Raw genomic sequence first — 17,113 nt, 5'->3', positions numbered from 1 at the left:
TTACTCTCCGGCCCCGTCTGCCTCCGGCTCAACCGGCGTCCGCCCGGTCGGATCCTCTTCCGGTAATACCCATCTGTTCAGCCAGTCGATCGATTCCGCCAGCACATGCAGGACATTTTCGCGCCCGCGATAGCCATGGCTCTCATAGGGCAGCATGACCAGGCGCGCTGTTCCGGCATTGCCTTTCACGGCGGCGAACATCCGCTCTGACTGCATCGGATAGGTACCCGAATTATTGTCCAGCTGGCCGTGGATCAGGAGGATCGGCTCGTTGATCTCGTCTGCGTGCATGAAGGGTGACAGCTCGAAATAGACGTCCGGAGCCTGCCAGAATGTCCGGCGCTCTGACTGAAAGCCGAAAGGTGTCAGCGTGCGATTATAGGCGCCGGATCGTGCAATTCCGGTCCGGAAAATATCGCTGGCCGCCAGCAGGTGCGCCGTCATGAAAGCACCATAGGAATGACCGGCGATTGCGACCCGCTCTCCATCGCCGAACCCGCGGCGGACGGATTCATCGACCGCGGCCTGGGCCGACATGACCAGCTGTTCGATAAAGGTGTCGTTGACCGTCTCCGGATCATCGCCGATCACCGGCATGGTCGCGTTTTCCAGCAGGGCATAACCCTGTGTCACCAGGAAGCGCGGGCTGGTGCCCGCCACACGCGTGAACTGATACGGCGAGCCCCGCACCTGGCCCGCCGTAGCGGCATCATTATATTCCAACGGATAGGCCCAGATCAGCAGGGGCAGCGTTTCGCCTTCCTCATAGTCCGCCGGCAGATAGAGCGTCGCGGAAAGGGAGACGCCATCTTCACGCTCATAAGTGATCAGCTCGCGCGAAATCTCGTTGAGCTGGGGATGTGGATTGGCAAAATCGGTGATGAACCGCGCTTCGCCCTCGCCGTGCAGACGCACATTCGGCGGGGTTACCGGGTCCTGGTAAGACGTCAGGAAGGTGGCTGCATCAGGCGAAACCAGCCCGATGACCTCTTCATAATTCTCCCCGCTATTGCGCCAGATTTCCTCGGCTTCGAACGTCTCGAAGCTGACACGACGCAGGAAAGGCCGATCGCCTTCCGGCGTGGATCCATCGCCGGTATAGTACAGATAACCGTCCTCAACCGCGGCGACGGACTGACCGAATTCGTTCCGCGTCGTCTCCGGCGAACCTGGATTGGCATAGCTGTCTTGCAGATTGCGTTCCTCGGCGAGCCGCATTTCGCCGCCCGGATTGGCAAAGTCGATCACCCAGCGGCGGATGATGCGCGTATCGCGGTCATATTCGACCGCCAGACCGGTTTGGCCCTCGGACGTGAACTGGGTGCCATAATAACGGTCCTCGAAACGCGCCACCTCGACCGGTTCGCCATCGAAGGGGGCGTCCAGCATCCAGACACTGTCACGCTCAACAGCCTCCACGCGCGGGTCACCACCATCGAGCGCCTCAGACCAGATGATGCGAGACGGATGCGAGGCCTGCCAGCCGACATTGCGCCGGCCCGTGATGACGCCGCCAATCGGCACATTGTCCGCAATCGGCTGGCGGGCGATCTCGGCGATCTCGTTACCGTCAAGCCCGATCACATAGGTGCGGTCGGCAAAACTGGACCAGGGTACGTCATAGGAAAAGGGCTGCTCCATCGCGCCGATCAGGATCATCTCGCCCCCCGGTGCCGGGTCAGCAGAATAGATCAGACCAGGCTCTCCCACCGGGCGGGGGCGGCCACGATTGGCATTGACCAGAACCAGCTGTGTCTCGGCCATCCACGCAAACAGGGCCGCATCATGAGCATCCTCCAGAAGGTCCTGATAGGTCCGCACAGGCGCCTCATAGCCATCGGCGACCTGGATAACCGGACCGGCAGGCACAACCGGCCGCTCCGGCATCGGACCACGATCCGCCGGGATGGTGTGAACCAGAAGCGTCTGGCTGTCCGGCATCCAGCTGACCGGGTCGAAGACCGCATTAAGGCCGCCGGAAATGACTTCCCGGGCGCGGGCCCGATGAACATCGGCAACCCAGAGCGAGAGCTCATCTCCGTCCGCAACGACAAAAGCGGCATAGCGGCCGTCAGGCGACCAGTCGAAATTCGACAGGCCGACATCATCCGGCAAATTGATCGCCCGTTCTTCGCCACTGGAAATATCGATAACCGACAGACCGATGGCCGTGCGTGGCCCGTGGCGGCCATTGGTCGAGGCATCAAGGCGCAGCCCGGCCAGCCTTTCCATCGGCCGCGCCAGCTCCGATACCGGCGGCAGGTTTTCGCGATGGATCAACAGAAGATGACGCCGGTCCGGAGACAGGCTGGTCCAGGGCGCGGCCGGCGCATCGACAATGTCGACAATGTCCTGCGGCGGAAGGCGATAGGCCTCATCCTGTGCGAAAGCGGCAATGGTAAAGACGCCCGCCAGGGCGGCAGCAGCAAGCGATTGTCGGAACACGGAATCTCTCCCCGATTGTACTGAATTGAACAATAGGGGGCGACGTCGCCGGGTCCAGCGCAATGGCAAGAAAAAAGCCCCGCAGGACAGGCCTGCGGGGCTGATTTTGCAGATGGCAGGGAAGACTATTCCTCTTCCTCGTCGACCGCCTCTTTCTTGATTTCCTCGCCGGTTTCCTGATCGACAACTTTCATCGACAGGCGAACCTTGCCGCGATCATCAAAGCCCATCAGCTTGACGAAGACCTCATCGCCTTCGCCAACGACGTCCTTCGGATGTGCGACGCGCTCATTCTTCATCTGCGAGACGTGCACGAGGCCGTCTTTCGGACCGAAGAAATTCACGAAGGCACCGAAGTCCATCACCTTGACGACCTTGCCCTTGTAGATCTCGCCGACTTCCGGCTCGGCCGTCAGACCCTTGATCCAGTCCAGAGCCGCCTTGATCGACTTGGCATCGGACGAGGCCACCTTGATCACGCCGTCATCATTGACGTCAACCTTGGCGCCTGTGGTCTCGACAATCTCGCGGATCACCTTGCCACCGGTGCCGATCACATCACGGATCTTGTCGGTCGGAATGGTGATCGTCTCGATCCGCGGAGCGTATTCGCCGACTTCCTCGCGGGCTGTACCCAGCGCTTCATTCATCTTGTCGAGGATATGCATCCGGCCGCCCTTCGCTTGTTCAAGCGCGGTCTTCATGATGTCCTCGGTGATGCCGGCAATCTTGATGTCCATCTGCAGCGAGGTGACACCCTCAGTGGTACCGGCCACCTTGAAGTCCATGTCGCCGAGATGGTCCTCGTCGCCGAGAATGTCGGACAGAACCGCCACACCATCAGGGTCCTTGATCAGGCCCATGGCGATACCGGACACCGGACGCGAGATCGGCACACCAGCATCCATCAGGGCCAGCGAGGAGCCGCAGACCGTCGCCATGGACGACGAGCCGTTTGACTCGGTGATCTCGGAGACCAGGCGGATCGTGTACGGGAAGTCTTCGGCTTCCGGCAGAACGGCTTTCACCGCGCGCCAGGCCAGCTTGCCGTGACCGATTTCGCGGCGGCCCGGAGCCAGACGGAAGCTGGTTTCACCGACGGAATAAGGCGGGAAGTTGTAGTGGAGCATGAAACGCTCCTTGTAGGTTCCCGTCAGAGCATCGATGAATTGCTCGTCTTCACCCGTGCCCAGCGTCGCGACGACCAGGCCCTGGGTTTCACCACGGGTGAACAGGGCCGAACCGTGAGTACGCGGCAGAATGCCGGCCTCGGCAACAATGGTGCGAACCTCGTCCAGCTTGCGGCCGTCAATGCGCTTGCCGGTCTTGATGATGTCGCCGCGGACGATGGAGGATTCCACCGACTTCAGCACATCGCCCAGCACAACGCCCGGCACGCCTTCGGGGTTGTCTTCGCTTTCGCCCAGCGCTTCCTTGGCCTTGTCCTTGGCGGCCGAAACGGCTGCCGAACGCTCGGACTTGTCCATGATCTTGTAGGCGGCACGCAGGTCTTTCTCGACCAGCTTGCGGACCTGGGCCTCGATGTCGGAATGATCTTCCGGTGCGAAATCCCAGGGCTCCTTGGCGGATTTTTCAGCCAGGCGGATAATCGCGTCGATCACCGGCTGGAAGTGTTCGTGACCGAACATCACCGCGCCGAGCATGATGTCCTCGGAAAGCTCCTTGGCTTCCGATTCCACCATCATGACGGCATCGCCCGTACCGGCTACGACCAGGTCGAGATCGCTCTCTTCCATCTCGTCGCACAGCGGGTTCAGGATGTAGTCGCCATCCTTGTAACCGACGCGGGCCGCGCCGATCGGGCCCATGAAGGGCAGACCGGAAATGCAAAGCGCCGCGGACGCGCCGACCATGCCGACAATGTCCGGATCGTTTTCCATGTCGTGCGACAGCACCGTGATCATCACCTGGACTTCGTTCTTGAAGCCTTTCGGGAACAGCGGGCGGATCGGACGGTCGATCAGGCGGGAAGTCAGCGTTTCCTTTTCGGTCGGCCGGCCTTCACGCTTGAAGAACCCGCCGGGGATCTTGCCGGCGGCGAAGTATTTTTCCTGATAGTTGACCGTCAGCGGGAAGAAATCGGCTCCCGGCTTGACGTTCTTGACGCCGACAGCCGTCGCCAGGACAGTCGTCTCGCCATAGGTGGCCAGAACCGCACCGTCAGCCTGACGGGCAACCTTGCCGGTTTCGAGGGTCAGCTCGCGGCCACCCCATTCAATTGTTTCTTTGTGTATCTCAAACATCTCGTACGTACTTTCGTCCCGTCTCGGGATTGATGGTCTAGCGGCGCAGGCCCAGCTTCTCGATCACCGCCTGATAGCGGGATTCATCCTTGCCTTTCAGGTAGTCGAGAAGGCGGCGGCGCTGAGACACCATCTTAAGAAGGCCACGACGGGAGTGATTGTCCTTCTTGTGGGTTTTGAAGTGTTCGGTGAGGTTGGCGATCCGTTCAGACAGGATGGCGATTTGAACCTCGGGCGAGCCGGTATCGGCCTTGCCTTGCGCGAACTCGTTGATAAGCGCGCCTTTGCGCTCTTGCGTAATCGACATCGGGTATCCTTTCTTTGCCCTCTATTCGGGCTCTAGGCGTTATGGTTGAAGACCCGGGACGGCTGGAATTTACCGGCCTGGGCCTCGCCAAGAGCGACAGCCATCTCACCGTTCATCGCAACCGCCATGCGAGACCCGTCTTTGCCGGAAATGTCTCGGGGGCGTCTGAGAGCGCGGAGCTCCTGCGCAATGCGCGGAAGCAGGACGATGGCCCGTCCCTGACGAATTTGATGGGCTTCATCCTCGGTCACGGCCAGCGCCGGGATGTCGTCCAGCGCGGTCTCAACCGGGGCAAGCCCCTCAAAAGCGCGGCCCTTATGGGCCAAATCAGTCAATACGTCCAGTGATATGGCAGCACTTTCCCCGAAACCGCCAACGCGGGTCCGGCGAAGATTGGATATGTGGCCCTCCGTGCCCAGCGCGGCAGCAAGATCACGCGCCAGGCTGCGGACGTAAGTCCCCTTGCCGCAATCCATTTCGAATACTGTTTCATCGGCCGAAGGAGTCTCGATGACCTCAAGGCGTTCGATCCGGACCGGCCGGGCTTTCAGCTCGACATCCACCCCGTCACGCGCCAGATCATAGGCCCGCTCGCCATCCACCTTGATGGCCGAGAATTTCGGCGGTACCTGTTCGATTTCACCTGTAAATTCAGGGAGAAGCGCCTCAATCGCTGGCCTGTCGGGCCTGACGTCCGAGCGGGCAATGATTTCGCCCTCGGCATCCAGCGTGTCCGTCGTGACGCCCCAACGGACCGTGAAGCGATAGGTCTTGTCGCCTTCCTGGGCCACCGGCACGGTCTTGGTGGCCTCACCCAGCGCAATCGGCAAAAGCCCCGTGGCCAGCGGATCCAGCGTTCCCGCATGCCCGGCCTTTTTTGCATCGAACAGGCGCCGGACTTTCGAGACTGCCTCGGTCGAACTCATGTCATAGGGCTTGTCCAGCAGCACCCAGCCATGAATGTCCTGACCCTTTTTGCGGCGCCCCATTACTCCTCGTCCCCGTCTGCCAGACCCGGGTCGAGGTCGCGCCGGACATTTGGCTGGGCCAGCAGTGCATCAATGCGGCTGGCCTGATCGAAACGATCGTCCGCGATAAAGCGCAATTCCGGCGTGAATTTCATGTCGATGGCCTTGCCCAGCCGGCCGCGCAGAAAGCCGGCGCACCTGTTCATTCCCGCTGCCACAGCCTCGCGGTCGCCATGGCCCAGCGGCGCGACGTAAACCCTTGCCGTTTTCAGATCCGGCGAGGCCCGCACTTCGGTGATCGTTATGTCGACGCCTTTCAGCGCCTCATCCCGTAATTCCTCTCGGCGCAGAATGTCCACCAGAGCATGCCGCACCAGCTCCCCGGCGCGTAATTGTCTTTGTGATGGCATTTTGGCGCCGTCTTGCGGCGAACCATGGCGGGTCATGAAACCTCTCTCCCGATTGCCCGGGCTCGAACCGGGCCAACCGTCTTGCGAAGGGCGCGCGGTCTAACCTCTTCTGTCTGGCATGACAAGACCGGCAGCAAAAATTCAGCGATCTCGCATTTTTGTGATTTTCCCCCGGTTAAAGCGCGTGGTTTCTTTTAAAAAAACAAAGGGCTTTTGGAAGATCATGCGTACTGTTGGAATTTTCATTCTATTTGCAATCATATCCGGCAATTCATTTGCACAGGAAAGTGAAACGGAGGCGTTGCGGGTCGCGCGGGCCTATGTGGACGCCTACAACCGGCTCGATGTCGATACGATGGACCTGCTTGCAGCGGACGACATCACCTTTATCGACCGAACCGCACCGGCGGGACAGCCGCAGCGCGTCGGGCGCGCCGAGGTCATCGAGGGGTTCCGGCAACTGGCCGGACGCGGCGCGTTTGACCTCGGCTTCGTGCCCGCCGTGTCTTTTGAATCCAACAATGTGGCCGTTTTCTCCGGTGCAATGGATGCGCGGTTCCGGCTTCAGGATGGCCGGGTCTATCACTGGCGGTCTCCAGTCGTGATCACCGTCACCGTCGCGGACGGCCATATCATCGATCACACTGATTTTGCGGATTACCGCGGCGCCGAGGAGTTTATTGAACCCGCCGGCGATACGGCATCAGAACAGGAAAACTGACCATGACAGATATCAGATTGGCCCTATCTGGCCTGGCGCTCGCCTTCGCGGTGCAGGCCGGTGGGTTGGCCCAGGACGTAACGCCGACCCGGCAAACGGCCGAAGCCTGGCTGACGGCCTATCAGGCGCAGAATTTTGAGGCCATGCGGTCCCTGCTGGACCAGAATTCGGTATTTATCGACCCGACTTCCTTGGGACGCGAGAGTTTCGGCAATCCGATCAACTGGCAGGGTGCAGACGCGATTCTGGCCGGCGTCCGCTCCTGGGGCGTGACGGACGCGCAATACCATTTTGACCGGACCTATGAATCGCCGGGCCGGGTAATTTACGACGGCTCTATCGACGTGACCTATGGCGCACCGGACAATCAGGTCAGCTACAACTTCCCCATCATCACCATTGTCACCGTCGCGAACGGGATGGTTGTCGAGCATCGCGACTATACCGATTTCGAGGGCGCGCAATCGCTGGGAGGCGAGCCTGCGCCGCTGACCGACAACTCCATCATCAATGCCTATATGGCCGCCTATTCGGCGGCAGACTTCGATGCGATGGAGCCATTCCTTGCCGAGGATGTCGTCTTTTCAGACCCGACAGCAACAGGGCTCGGCGAGGCCGGCCTCTTGCATCACGGCCGCGAAGACATCATGGCTGCCCTTCGCGAGTTTGATTCCAATAACAATCCGATCGGTCTGAATTTCGAATGGGACACTGTTTTCGAGAGCAATGACCGCTATGTCTACATGGGGCGGGTGAATGCGACCTATCCGACCCAGCAGGAAGGCATGGTCTTTCAATGGTCAGCCGCCCAGACAACAGTCATCCATCTGCGCGATGGGCTGGTTGTCGAACAATATGACTTTGCTGACTATGAAGGGGCCGAGCAGGGATTGGTGCCGGAAAGCGCCAACTAGCGGAGCCAGAAGCGCGGCGTAAAGAGCAACAGGATCACCACGATCTCCAGCCGCCCAAGCAACATCACCGCACACAGCAACCATTTCGCGGCATCCGAGAGCGCTGCGAAATTCCCCGACGGACCGATGATATCGCCCAGACCGGGGCCGACATTGGCCAGCGCCGTTGCCGAGGCGGTGATCGCGGTCTCGAAATCCAGCCCCATGCCTGCGAGCAGAATGGCGGCGAGAGCAAAGGTGCTGACATAAAGCCCGCCGAACAGGGTGACCGAAGCGATGTCCTCATCGGAGAGATTCTTGCCGGCATGGCGTTCTGTTGTCACCGAGCTGGGCAGCGAGGCCCGGTTGAGGGCGCGCGCGACGGCCTTCATCGCGATCTGCAAGCGAAAGGTCTTGAACCCGCCGGCCGTTGATCCAGCACAGCCGCCCAGAAAGGTCAGGATGAAAATCGAGACCACGGCCAACGGCCCCCAGTCCTGATAATCACCAGCGGAATATCCGGTCGTGGTAATCACCGAAACGGTCGAGAACAGGGCCTGCCGCAATTCCTGCATGAAGCCGAGCCCATCAGGGAACTCGGCGATGATGAGCAGAAGGGTGAAGCCGGCCACAATCAGCAGGAAGCCGGAGACTTCTTCGAACATGCCGTTTCGCCGGTTGAACCGGCTGACGAGCCTCACATAGGCAAGAAACGGAATGGCGCCGGAAAGCATGAAGACAATCGCCACCCACTGCGCATCGGGAGAGAAGGCGCCCATCGAGGCATCATAAGTGGAATACCCGCCAGTCGAGACCGTCGTCATGGCGTGCGTCAGCGCATCGAACCCGTTCATGCCGGTCATCGCATAGCCGATCATGCAGAGCAGGGTCAGCCCGGCGTAGAGGAGCGCGATATAGGCCGCCAGATGACCCGGCTGAGCGACAACGCGATCGCGCGATGTGTCGGAGGATTCCATATGGAAAAGCTGCATGCCGCCGACCCGCAGGAAAGGCAGGACGGCAATCGACAGCCCGATAATGCCGATCCCGCCAATCCACTGGAGAATAGCCCTCCAGAGAAGAATGGACGGCGCCGTCTCGTCGAGATTGGTAATGACGGTGGACCCGGTCGTGGTGATGCCGGAAACGGATTCGAAAACGGCATTCGTCCAGTCCAGTCCACCGGCGTCGCCCAGGAAGGGAATGGCGGCCAGGAGCGGTATTCCGAGCCAGGCACCGGCAGTCAGGCCGACCGCGCCATGATGATTGATCTCGGGCCGGGCGCCCTGGCCGAATATGAGGAACACGCCGCCGAGAAATCCCGACACGGAAGCGGAAACCAGGAAATCGTCGGACGCGTCATCGCGGAACACGAACTCGGAGAAACCGGCGATCACGGCGGCCAGCACAGCCAGTCCCAGCACGAGCGACCCGAGAATCAGGAGCACAATCTGGTATTTCCGCACCTTTTGTTCTCCGGATAAAAAAAGCCCCGCCGGAGCGGGGCTTTTCATATTAGAGCTTGCGCTCGATTTCCTCGACCTCGAAGCATTCGATGAGGTCGCCCTTCTGGATGTCCTCGTAATTCTCGAAGGCCATGCCGCACTCCATGCCGGAGCGGACTTCCGGAACCTCGTCCTTGAAGCGTTTGAGCGTTTTCAGCTTGCCTTCATGGATCACCGTGTCGTCACGCAGGAGGCGCACGCCCGAGCCGCGCTTCACAACGCCCTCGGTGACTCTACAGCCGGCCACCTTGCCGGTCTTGGAAATGTTGAACACCTCAAGGATCTCGGCGTAGCCGATAAACGTCTCGCGTTTCTCGGGCGCCAGCATACCTTCCAGCGTCGCTTTCACATCGTCGATCAGATCATAGATCACCGAGTAATAGCGGATCTCAACGCCTTCCTTCTCGGCCAGCTCGCGGGCCTGCTTGTTGGCGCGGACATTGAAGGCGAAGACGGGCGCGCCCGAGGCCTTGGCCAACAGGATGTCGGATTCATTCACGCCGCCTGCTGCGCCATGAATGACCCGCGCCTTCACCTCGTCATTGCCAATCTTCTCGACTGACTGGGCGATCGCCTCGGCGGAGCCCTGCACGTCGGCTTTGACGACCAGCGGGACTTCCTGGCTCTCGCTCGTTTTCAGGCGGGCCAGCATCTGTTCAAGCGATGCCCCGCCGGTACCGGCAGCCGATGCCGACTGACGCTTCTGGCGCTGGCGGTAATCGACAATCTCGCGGGCACGGGCCTCGCTATCGACAACGGCGAACAATTCACCCGGTTCCGGCGCACCGTCCAGGCCGAGAATCTCGGCCGGTTGCGACGGGCCGATGGATTTGAGCTGCTGGTTGCGCTCGTCGATAAGCGCCCGGACACGGCCCCACTGCGAGCCGGCGACAACAATGTCACCACGCTTCAGCGTGCCGCGTTTGACCAGAACGGTTGCCACCGAGCCCCGGCCCTGTTCAACTTGGCTTTCCACCACCACACCATCCGCAGGACGGTCGGGATTGGCGGTCAGTTCGAGCAGTTCAGCCTGCATGGTGATCGCATCGGTCAGATCATTCAGGCCGGTCTTCTTCAGAGCCGAGACTTCAATCGCCTGAACCTCACCACCCATGCTTTCCACGATCACCTCGTGTTGCAGGAGATCGGTCAGGACTTTCTGCGGATTGGCGCCTTCACGGTCCATCTTGTTGACCGCAACAATGATTGGCGCATTCGCGGCCTGAGCGTGTTTGATGGCCTCAATCGTCTGCGGCATCACGCCGTCATCAGCCGCCACCACCAGAATGACAATGTCGGTCGCCTGGGCCCCACGCGAACGCATGGCCGAGAACGCGGCGTGGCCCGGCGTATCGAGGAAGGTGATCCGGTCGCCGGATTTCAGCTTCACCTGATAGGCGCCGATATGCTGGGTAATGCCCCCGGCTTCACCGGCAGCGACATCGGTTTCCCGCAAGGCATCGAGCAGTGAGGTCTTGCCATGGTCGACATGGCCCATGACGGTCACAACCGGCGGACGGGGCTTCTTCGCCTCTTCCGGGTCGTCGCTATCAATAAAGCCTTCTTCGACATCGGATTCGGACACCCGTTTCGCAATGTGACCGAAATCCTCGATGATCAGCTCGGCCGTATCGCTATCGAGCACGTCGTTCACGCGGACCATCTGGCCCTGTTTCATCAGGTATTTCACAACATCTGCGGCGCGTTCCGCCATACGGGCCGCCAGGTCCTGGACCGTAATGGCTTCCGGCAGAACGACTTCGCGCTGGATCTTGTCACGCTCACCGCCCTGTTCGCGGCGCTGCTTTTCACGTTCGCGCGCACGGCGGACCGACGCCAGCGAACGCTGGCGATCTTCATCACCATCAAGAATGTTCTGGATCGTCAGCTTGCCCTTCTGACGGCCACGGTCGTTCTTGGTGCGGGTTTTCTCTGGGGTTGCCCGGCCCGGACCACCAGCGCCCTTCTTCTTGACGCGGCCACCCATGGATTCCAGCAGGGAGTCGGCGTCGCCATCCTCATCCTTGCGCGGCTTGTCCTTGGGTTTTGGCGCTTCCTTGCGAGCCGGCGCCACATCATCGGGCTGTACTTTGGAGGCCGCTTCAGCAGCGGCAGCTGCTGCTTCGGCTTCGGCGCGCTTGCGTTCGGCCTCGGCCGCTTCTTCAGCTTCGCGGCGCTGTTTTTCTTCCAGAAGGCGCTGTTCTTCTTCCGCGCGGCGGACCCGTTCAGCTTCTTCCGTCTTGCGGCGCTCTTCCTTCTGGGCGGCTTCAGCACGGGCACGCTGGATAGCGCGCTGGCGGGCGACCAGTTCTTCCTCGGACAGGCCCAGCTCACGTGCTTTTGCGGCAAGAGCGGATTCAGCCTTCTTGGGCGCACCGGCTTTGGCCGCCGGCTTACCGCCTGACGCGCTACCGGCACCGCCGGATTGCGGCGTCACAACCCGCTTGCGCTTCTTCTCGACTACCACAGACTTGGAGCGGCCGCGCGCAAAGCTTTGCTGCACGGTTCCGGGTCCCCCGCGGTTCAGCGAGAGGGGCCGGCGGCCAGAACCACCCTGATTACGATCGTCGTTGTCGCTCATGCGAACCTTTCAACACGGCTATACTGAGGGAAATCGCCGGCAGCCGTTCAACCAACGTCCCGATTTCAAGTCCATCAAGGCTTGAAGGCCCGCTAACCTAGCCAGCTTCAAGCCGGATTCAACCACTCTCGCCTGCTTTCCGTCCGGGATCGATTTCCCGGAAGCCGGAAAGCTTCGTCATCACTTCGCCGAAAGACCGCGCATGCGGCCCTTCTGCCAGAACGGCATGGACCACATGATCGCGGCCCAATGCCCGTCCCAATTCCCCGGCAGAGAAACATCCGGCAACCGGTATTTCTCCCCAATTCGCCGCCGTCAGGCGGTCCAGCTTCTGGCGACCATCGGGCGCGCCATCCGCCGCTTCTACACGCCATGCCGGCCGTTTGGCCTTCAAGGCCAGCCGGGCGGCATCCATTCCAATGGCCAGCCCACCCGCACGCCGGGCCAGGCCCAGCAGGGAAAGGGCTTTGGCGCCAAGCAGCGAAACGATCTGATCCGCCAGATCATCGCCCGCTTTTGCGCCGTCCAGAGCGCGCGCCAGCCGCCCTTTCTTCACCGCCTCCGCCAGATGGTCCGCGCGGGCTGTGACCCAGGCACCGCGGCCAGGCAGCTTGGCAGAGATATCCGGAACAATAGTCCCGTCCGGCCCTGCCACAAAACGGATCAACCCGTCTTCCGGCCCACTCTGCTGAGTGACAACACAGCGGCGTTCGCGCACGTCCGGCCCTTTCTACTCCCGTTCCTCTTCGGCCTCGGCCGGTGCATCCAGATCGACACCCAAAGCGGCGGCTTCAGCTTCCAGCGCATCGAGATCCATATCGCTGATATCGATATCCATCTCTTCACCACCTTCTTCTGCTTCCTCGACTTCCGGCTGCGGCAGGTCTTCCTCGGAAATCCAGCCCGCCGCGACGCGCGCCTTCAGGATCAGCATCTCGGCATCTTCCTGGCTCAGCTCGAATTCCTCGAGAATGCCCGGCTCACGCACGCGCTCGCCATCACGGGTCTCGAACCAGCCGCGCAGATCATCCGGCGTATACCCGGCCAGATCGTCGGCCGACTTCACACCGGCTTCGCCGAGCTTCACAGCCATGGCTAGATCGACACCGTCGATCTCAAGCAAGGCATCCTCGACGCCCAGTTCGGTCCGCTTGGCATCCTGCTCGGCAGCCACCTTGTCCAGATGCTCCCGCGCGCGGGTCTGGATCTCGACAGCCGTGTCATCGTCAAAGCCCTCGATAATGGCAATCTCGCCCAGATCGACATAGGCCAGTTCCTCGACACTCTCGAAGCCTTCCGTCGCCAGCAGCTGGGCGATGACCTCGTCAACGTCCAGCGCCTCCATGAAGATCGCAGTGCGCTCGGCAAATTCCTTCTGACGGCGCTCGGATTCTTCCTGCTCGGTCAGAATGTCGATCGACCAGCCGGTCAGCTGCGAGGCCAGGCGGACATTCTGGCCGCGGCGGCCGATCGCCAGCGAAAGCTGGTCATCCGGGACCACGACTTCGATCCGCTGATCGTCTTCGTCCAGCACCACTTTGGCCACTTCCGCCGGTTGCAGCGCATTGACGATGAAGGTCGCCGGATCGTGATTCCATGGAATGATATCGATCTTCTCACCGGCCAGTTCAGACACAACCGCCTGCACGCGCGAACCGCGCATACCGACACAGGCACCGACCGGATCAATCGAACCATCATTGGAAATCACAGCGATCTTGGCGCGCGACCCCGGATCGCGAGCCACGGCCGGAATCTCGATAATGCCTTCATAGACTTCCGGAACTTCCTGCGCGAACAGGGCTGCCATGAAGTCAGGATGGGCGCGCGACAGGAAGATCTGCGGGCCGCGCGTCTCGCGGCGGACATCGTAAATGTAAGCGCGAACGCGATCGCCATTCTTCAGGTTTTCGCGCGGAATACCGTCATTGCGACGGATAATGCCTTCGGCGCGGCCGATATCGACAAACACATTGCCGTATTCGACGCGCTTGACGATACCGTTGATGATCTCGCCGACCCGGTCCTTGTATTCTTCGAACTGACGTTCGCGCTCGGCATCGCGCACTTTCTGCGTGATCACCTGCTTGGCGGTCATCGAAGCCACGCGGCCGAACTCGATCGGCGGCAGCTCTTCGGAGAAGACCGTGCCGATCTCGGCAGCCTTGTCGATTTTCTTCGCTTCAGCGAGGCTCATTTCCTGGGCCTCGTTCTCGACCTCTTCGACCACTGTCGTACAGCGGGTCAGAGACATCTCGCCCGTTTGCGGGTCGATCTTGGCGCGGATATCCAGTTCGGCGCCATAGCGCGAGCGGGCCGCCTTCTCGATCGCCTCCTCGATCGCCTCGATCACGATACTTTCATCGATCGACTTCTCGTGGGCCACGGCCCGGGCGATGGCGAGCATCTCGGTCTTGTTTGCACTCACGCCGATATTCATGGCGTTTCTCCACTGCTGTTGTCTTCAGGGGCCGGACCGCCACGCGCGGCCAGATCGGCTTTCATCAATTCATCGGTCAGGACCAGCTTGGCATCTGCAATCCAGTCAAACGGGATCAGCGCCGTCTCGTCCTCATTGGGCAGATCAATGAGCACCGAATTGTCTTCGAAGCCGGCGAGCTGCCCGGTAAATTTCTTGCGGCCCTCGACCAGGCGATCGAGTTCCAGTTTCGCCTTGAAGCCTGCCCAGCGCTCGAAATGCGCCGGGGCCGTCAAAGGCCGGTCAATGCCCGGCGAGGAGACTTCCAGATTGTACTCGCCGCGGATCGGGTCGGTTTCCTCGAGGACTTCCGACAGGCCCCGCGACAGGCTGGCGCAATCCTCGACATCCATCGTGCCGTCGGATTTCTCGGCCATGATCTGAACGGTCTGGCGCTTGCCCGACTTCACCCGGATTCGCACGATCTCCATGTCCAGCGCCTCGGCAATCGGGGCAGCCAGCTTGTAGATCGCATCATCCTGGGCAGTCCGTGTACGCAAGCGCGGACCTCCTTTTCGCCAACAAAAACGGCGGCTCCGGACCGGAGCCGCCGACAGACGTTATCCAACGTCAATCGAACGTGTTGGCAGGGATATACGCCCCTATGGCAAAAAGCGCAAGGATTGGGTCACACGCGAACGAAATCAAAAAACACCGGCGCGCAATCGCCGAGCTTCTTGGTTTCGTATCGGGTCGTCAGATGATCGGCTGGCGGCTCCCGCCAATCGGCGGCCGCCTTCGCCTGCCATTCAAGGTCCGGATGGCCGCGCAGGATCCATAATGCGTGGTCAGCATATGCCTTGACGTCCGTGGCAACGCGCAGCGCGCCTCTGGGCTTCAGCACGCGCACGAACTCCGCAGCGGTTTCATCCTGCACAAAGCGCCGCTTGGCATGTCGAGCCTTCGGCCAGGGGTCCGGAAAGAGCAGGAATATCCGGTCGAGACACTGATCCGGCATCCGCTCCATCACCTCGCGGGCATCACCTTCGAACAGGCGGACATTGGTCAGACCGGCCTCGTCAATCTGGGTCAGCGCCTTGGCGACCCCGTTGATGAAGGGTTCGACGCCCAGATAACCTGTATCCGGATTGCGCGCCGCCTGCCCGCTGAGATGCTCGCCGCCGCCGAAACCGATCTCAAGGACGTATTCGCGTTTGGCGGGGACAAGGTCCGCCGGAATGACCGGACCCGTCTCAGGGATCGCAATCCGGGGGAGAAACGCGTCAACAAGCGCCTGCTGCCGCGCCGAGAGGGTGCGCGACTTGGTTCGTCCGAACGTCCGCAGACGCTTGTCCTCAGGCGAGGGTTTTGAGCTCATCGACCAGGTCGAGTTTTTCCCAGGAAAAGCCACCATCATCGTCCGGCGTCCGGCCGAAATGGCCGTAAGCGGCGGTGCGCGCATAGATCGGGCGTGACAGGCCAAGGCGCTCGCGAATGCCGCGCGGCGACAGATTGGCAATCTGCATCAGCGCATCTTCCAGCTTCGCTTCATCAACCTTGCCGGTCCCGTGAAAGTCGACATAGAGCGACAGTGGCTTGGAAACACCGATCGCATAGGACACCTGGATCGTACACTTCTTCGACAGGCCGGCTGCCACGACATTCTTCGCCAGCCAGCGGCAGGCATAGGCGGCCGAGCGGTCCACCTTGGTCGGATCCTTGCCCGAGAATGCGCCGCCGCCATGGGGCGCAGCGCCGCCATAAGTATCGACGATAATCTTGCGGCCGGTCAGGCCGGCATCCCCATCCGGGCCGCCAATGACAAAATTGCCCGTCGGATTGACGTAGAATTCCTCTTCAGGCGGGAACCACCCGTCTGGCAGAACGCTTGTCACGACGGGGCGCACCAGCTCGCGCACATCCTCCGGCGTGAGGCCGCTGCGGTGCTGGGTTGAAACGACGACCGAAGTAACACCGACCGGCTGGCCGTTTTCATACCGCAGTGTCACCTGTGATTTGGCGTCCGGCTCGAATTCGGGCCGTTCGCCGCTTTTGCGCTGGCGCGCCATCTCTTTGAGGATCTGGTGCGAGTAGAGAATCGGCGCCGGCATCAATTCCGGCGTCTCGTCCGTCGCATATCCGAACATGATCCCCTGGTCGCCAGCACCCTCATCCTTGTTTCCCGCCGCATCAACGCCCATCGCAATGTCGGCGGATTGCTCATGCAGGAAATTCTGGAAGTCGGCATGGCGCCAGTGGAAGCCATCCTGTTCGTAGCCGATATCCCGGACAGCCGCGCGTGCCACGCCCTCGATCTCGTCTTGTTCGACCGGGTTGGCTGACCGCACTTCGCCTGCCAGCACAATCCGGTTGGTCGTGGTCAGGGTTTCGCAGGCCACTCGGGCCTCCGGATCACGGCCAAGGAACAGGTCGACCACGGCATCGGAAATGCGGTCGCAGACCTTGTCAGGATGGCCTTCGGACACGCTCTCGGATGTGAAGATGTAGGAATTCCGGCTCACAGGACTCTGCCTTTCATATAAAGACTTCTTTATATGATGAGCCGATTACGCGCTTCAGCGGGGGCGCGCAACTGATAG

14 protein-coding genes are annotated in these 17,113 nt (G+C 61.0%); 2 read left to right on the top strand and 12 right to left on the bottom strand.

Features of this window, described 5'->3' with window-relative positions:
• From V0U79_RS10040 to rbfA, 5 genes are all read right to left on the bottom strand, one after another.
• On the bottom strand, positions 1 to 2,445 hold the full coding sequence (locus V0U79_RS10040) for a S9 family peptidase (RefSeq protein WP_330199370.1): 2,445 nt from the start codon (positions 2,443 to 2,445) through the stop codon (positions 1 to 3).
• Between the two features lie 125 nt (positions 2,446 to 2,570).
• A complete protein-coding gene (gene pnp / locus V0U79_RS10035; RefSeq protein WP_330199369.1) occupies positions 2,571 to 4,709 on the bottom strand; it encodes a polyribonucleotide nucleotidyltransferase in 2,139 nt (712 codons plus the stop codon).
• Between the two features lie 37 nt (positions 4,710 to 4,746).
• Positions 4,747 to 5,016, bottom strand: coding sequence for a 30S ribosomal protein S15 (rpsO, locus tag V0U79_RS10030; protein ID WP_330199368.1), 270 nt, complete (start codon positions 5,014 to 5,016; stop codon positions 4,747 to 4,749).
• 32 nt (positions 5,017 to 5,048) lie between these two features.
• On the bottom strand, positions 5,049 to 6,005 hold the full coding sequence (gene truB / locus V0U79_RS10025) for a tRNA pseudouridine(55) synthase TruB (protein ID WP_330199367.1): 957 nt from the start codon (positions 6,003 to 6,005) through the stop codon (positions 5,049 to 5,051).
• Positions 6,005 to 6,430, bottom strand: coding sequence for a 30S ribosome-binding factor RbfA (rbfA, locus tag V0U79_RS10020; RefSeq protein WP_330199366.1), 426 nt, complete (start codon positions 6,428 to 6,430; stop codon positions 6,005 to 6,007). The genes truB and rbfA overlap by 1 nt, the downstream gene beginning before the upstream one ends.
• Positions 6,431 to 6,512: 82 nt before the next feature.
• On the opposite strand from rbfA, the gene V0U79_RS10015 reads away from it, so the two are divergent.
• A complete protein-coding gene (locus V0U79_RS10015) occupies positions 6,513 to 7,115 on the top strand; it encodes a nuclear transport factor 2 family protein (protein WP_330199365.1) in 603 nt (200 codons plus the stop codon).
• A gap of 2 nt (positions 7,116 to 7,117) precedes the next feature.
• Positions 7,118 to 8,029 carry a nuclear transport factor 2 family protein gene (locus V0U79_RS10010; protein WP_330199364.1) on the top strand — a complete coding sequence of 304 codons (912 nt, stop codon included), beginning with the start codon at positions 7,118 to 7,120 and terminating at the stop codon, positions 8,027 to 8,029.
• Here the strand turns inward: V0U79_RS10010 and V0U79_RS10005 are convergent.
• The 7 genes from V0U79_RS10005 to metK form a co-directional block, all read right to left on the bottom strand.
• Positions 8,026 to 9,474 (bottom strand): TrkH family potassium uptake protein, encoded by a 1,449-nt coding sequence (locus V0U79_RS10005; RefSeq protein ID WP_330199363.1) that lies wholly within the window; start codon positions 9,472 to 9,474, stop codon positions 8,026 to 8,028. The genes V0U79_RS10010 and V0U79_RS10005 overlap by 4 nt on opposite strands.
• A gap of 49 nt (positions 9,475 to 9,523) precedes the next feature.
• Complete coding sequence (infB, locus tag V0U79_RS10000; RefSeq protein WP_330199362.1) at positions 9,524 to 12,094, bottom strand: translation initiation factor IF-2; 2,571 nt, start codon at positions 12,092 to 12,094, stop codon at positions 9,524 to 9,526.
• Positions 12,095 to 12,212: 118 nt separating this feature from the next.
• Entirely contained in the window at positions 12,213 to 12,812 is a 600-nt protein-coding gene (locus V0U79_RS09995; RefSeq protein ID WP_330199361.1) for an RNA-binding protein, read from the bottom strand.
• 12 nt (positions 12,813 to 12,824) lie between these two features.
• Positions 12,825 to 14,534, bottom strand: coding sequence for a transcription termination factor NusA (gene nusA, locus V0U79_RS09990; protein ID WP_330199360.1), 1,710 nt, complete (start codon positions 14,532 to 14,534; stop codon positions 12,825 to 12,827).
• Positions 14,531 to 15,073, bottom strand: a complete 543-nt coding sequence (rimP, locus tag V0U79_RS09985) for a ribosome maturation factor RimP (RefSeq protein ID WP_330199359.1) — start codon at positions 15,071 to 15,073, stop codon at positions 14,531 to 14,533. Before rimP ends, nusA begins: the two co-directional genes overlap by 4 nt.
• A gap of 128 nt (positions 15,074 to 15,201) precedes the next feature.
• Positions 15,202 to 15,891 carry a tRNA (guanosine(46)-N7)-methyltransferase TrmB gene (trmB, locus tag V0U79_RS09980; protein ID WP_330199358.1) on the bottom strand — a complete coding sequence of 230 codons (690 nt, stop codon included), beginning with the start codon at positions 15,889 to 15,891 and terminating at the stop codon, positions 15,202 to 15,204.
• Positions 15,869 to 17,035 (bottom strand): methionine adenosyltransferase, encoded by a 1,167-nt coding sequence (gene metK / locus V0U79_RS09975; protein ID WP_330199357.1) that lies wholly within the window; start codon positions 17,033 to 17,035, stop codon positions 15,869 to 15,871. Before metK ends, trmB begins: the two co-directional genes overlap by 23 nt.
• Positions 17,036 to 17,113: the final 78 nt, after the last annotated feature.

This window comes from Hyphobacterium lacteum (assembly GCF_036330345.1).
GTDB lineage: Bacteria > Pseudomonadota > Alphaproteobacteria > Caulobacterales > Maricaulaceae > Hyphobacterium > Hyphobacterium lacteum.
This window is presented reverse-complemented; position numbering and strand designations above follow the sequence as displayed.

What these genes read in the sequence shown, in the direction of transcription:
- rbfA (WP_330199366.1), bottom strand. Translation starts at nt 6,430, where the DNA reads ATGACCCGCCATGGTTCGCCGCAAGACGGCGCCAAAATGCCATCACAA.
- V0U79_RS10015 (WP_330199365.1), top strand. Translation starts at nt 6,513, where the DNA reads ATGACAAGACCGGCAGCAAAAATTCAGCGATCTCGCATTTTTGTGATT.
- V0U79_RS10010 (WP_330199364.1), top strand. Translation starts at nt 7,118, where the DNA reads ATGACAGATATCAGATTGGCCCTATCTGGCCTGGCGCTCGCCTTCGCG.
- pnp (WP_330199369.1), bottom strand. Translation starts at nt 4,709, where the DNA reads ATGTTTGAGATACACAAAGAAACAATTGAATGGGGTGGCCGCGAGCTG.
- rpsO (WP_330199368.1), bottom strand. Translation starts at nt 5,016, where the DNA reads ATGTCGATTACGCAAGAGCGCAAAGGCGCGCTTATCAACGAGTTCGCG.
- infB (WP_330199362.1), bottom strand. Translation starts at nt 12,094, where the DNA reads ATGAGCGACAACGACGATCGTAATCAGGGTGGTTCTGGCCGCCGGCCC.
- nusA (WP_330199360.1), bottom strand. Translation starts at nt 14,534, where the DNA reads ATGAATATCGGCGTGAGTGCAAACAAGACCGAGATGCTCGCCATCGCC.
- truB (WP_330199367.1), bottom strand. Translation starts at nt 6,005, where the DNA reads ATGGGGCGCCGCAAAAAGGGTCAGGACATTCATGGCTGGGTGCTGCTG.
- trmB (WP_330199358.1), bottom strand. Translation starts at nt 15,891, where the DNA reads ATGAGCTCAAAACCCTCGCCTGAGGACAAGCGTCTGCGGACGTTCGGA.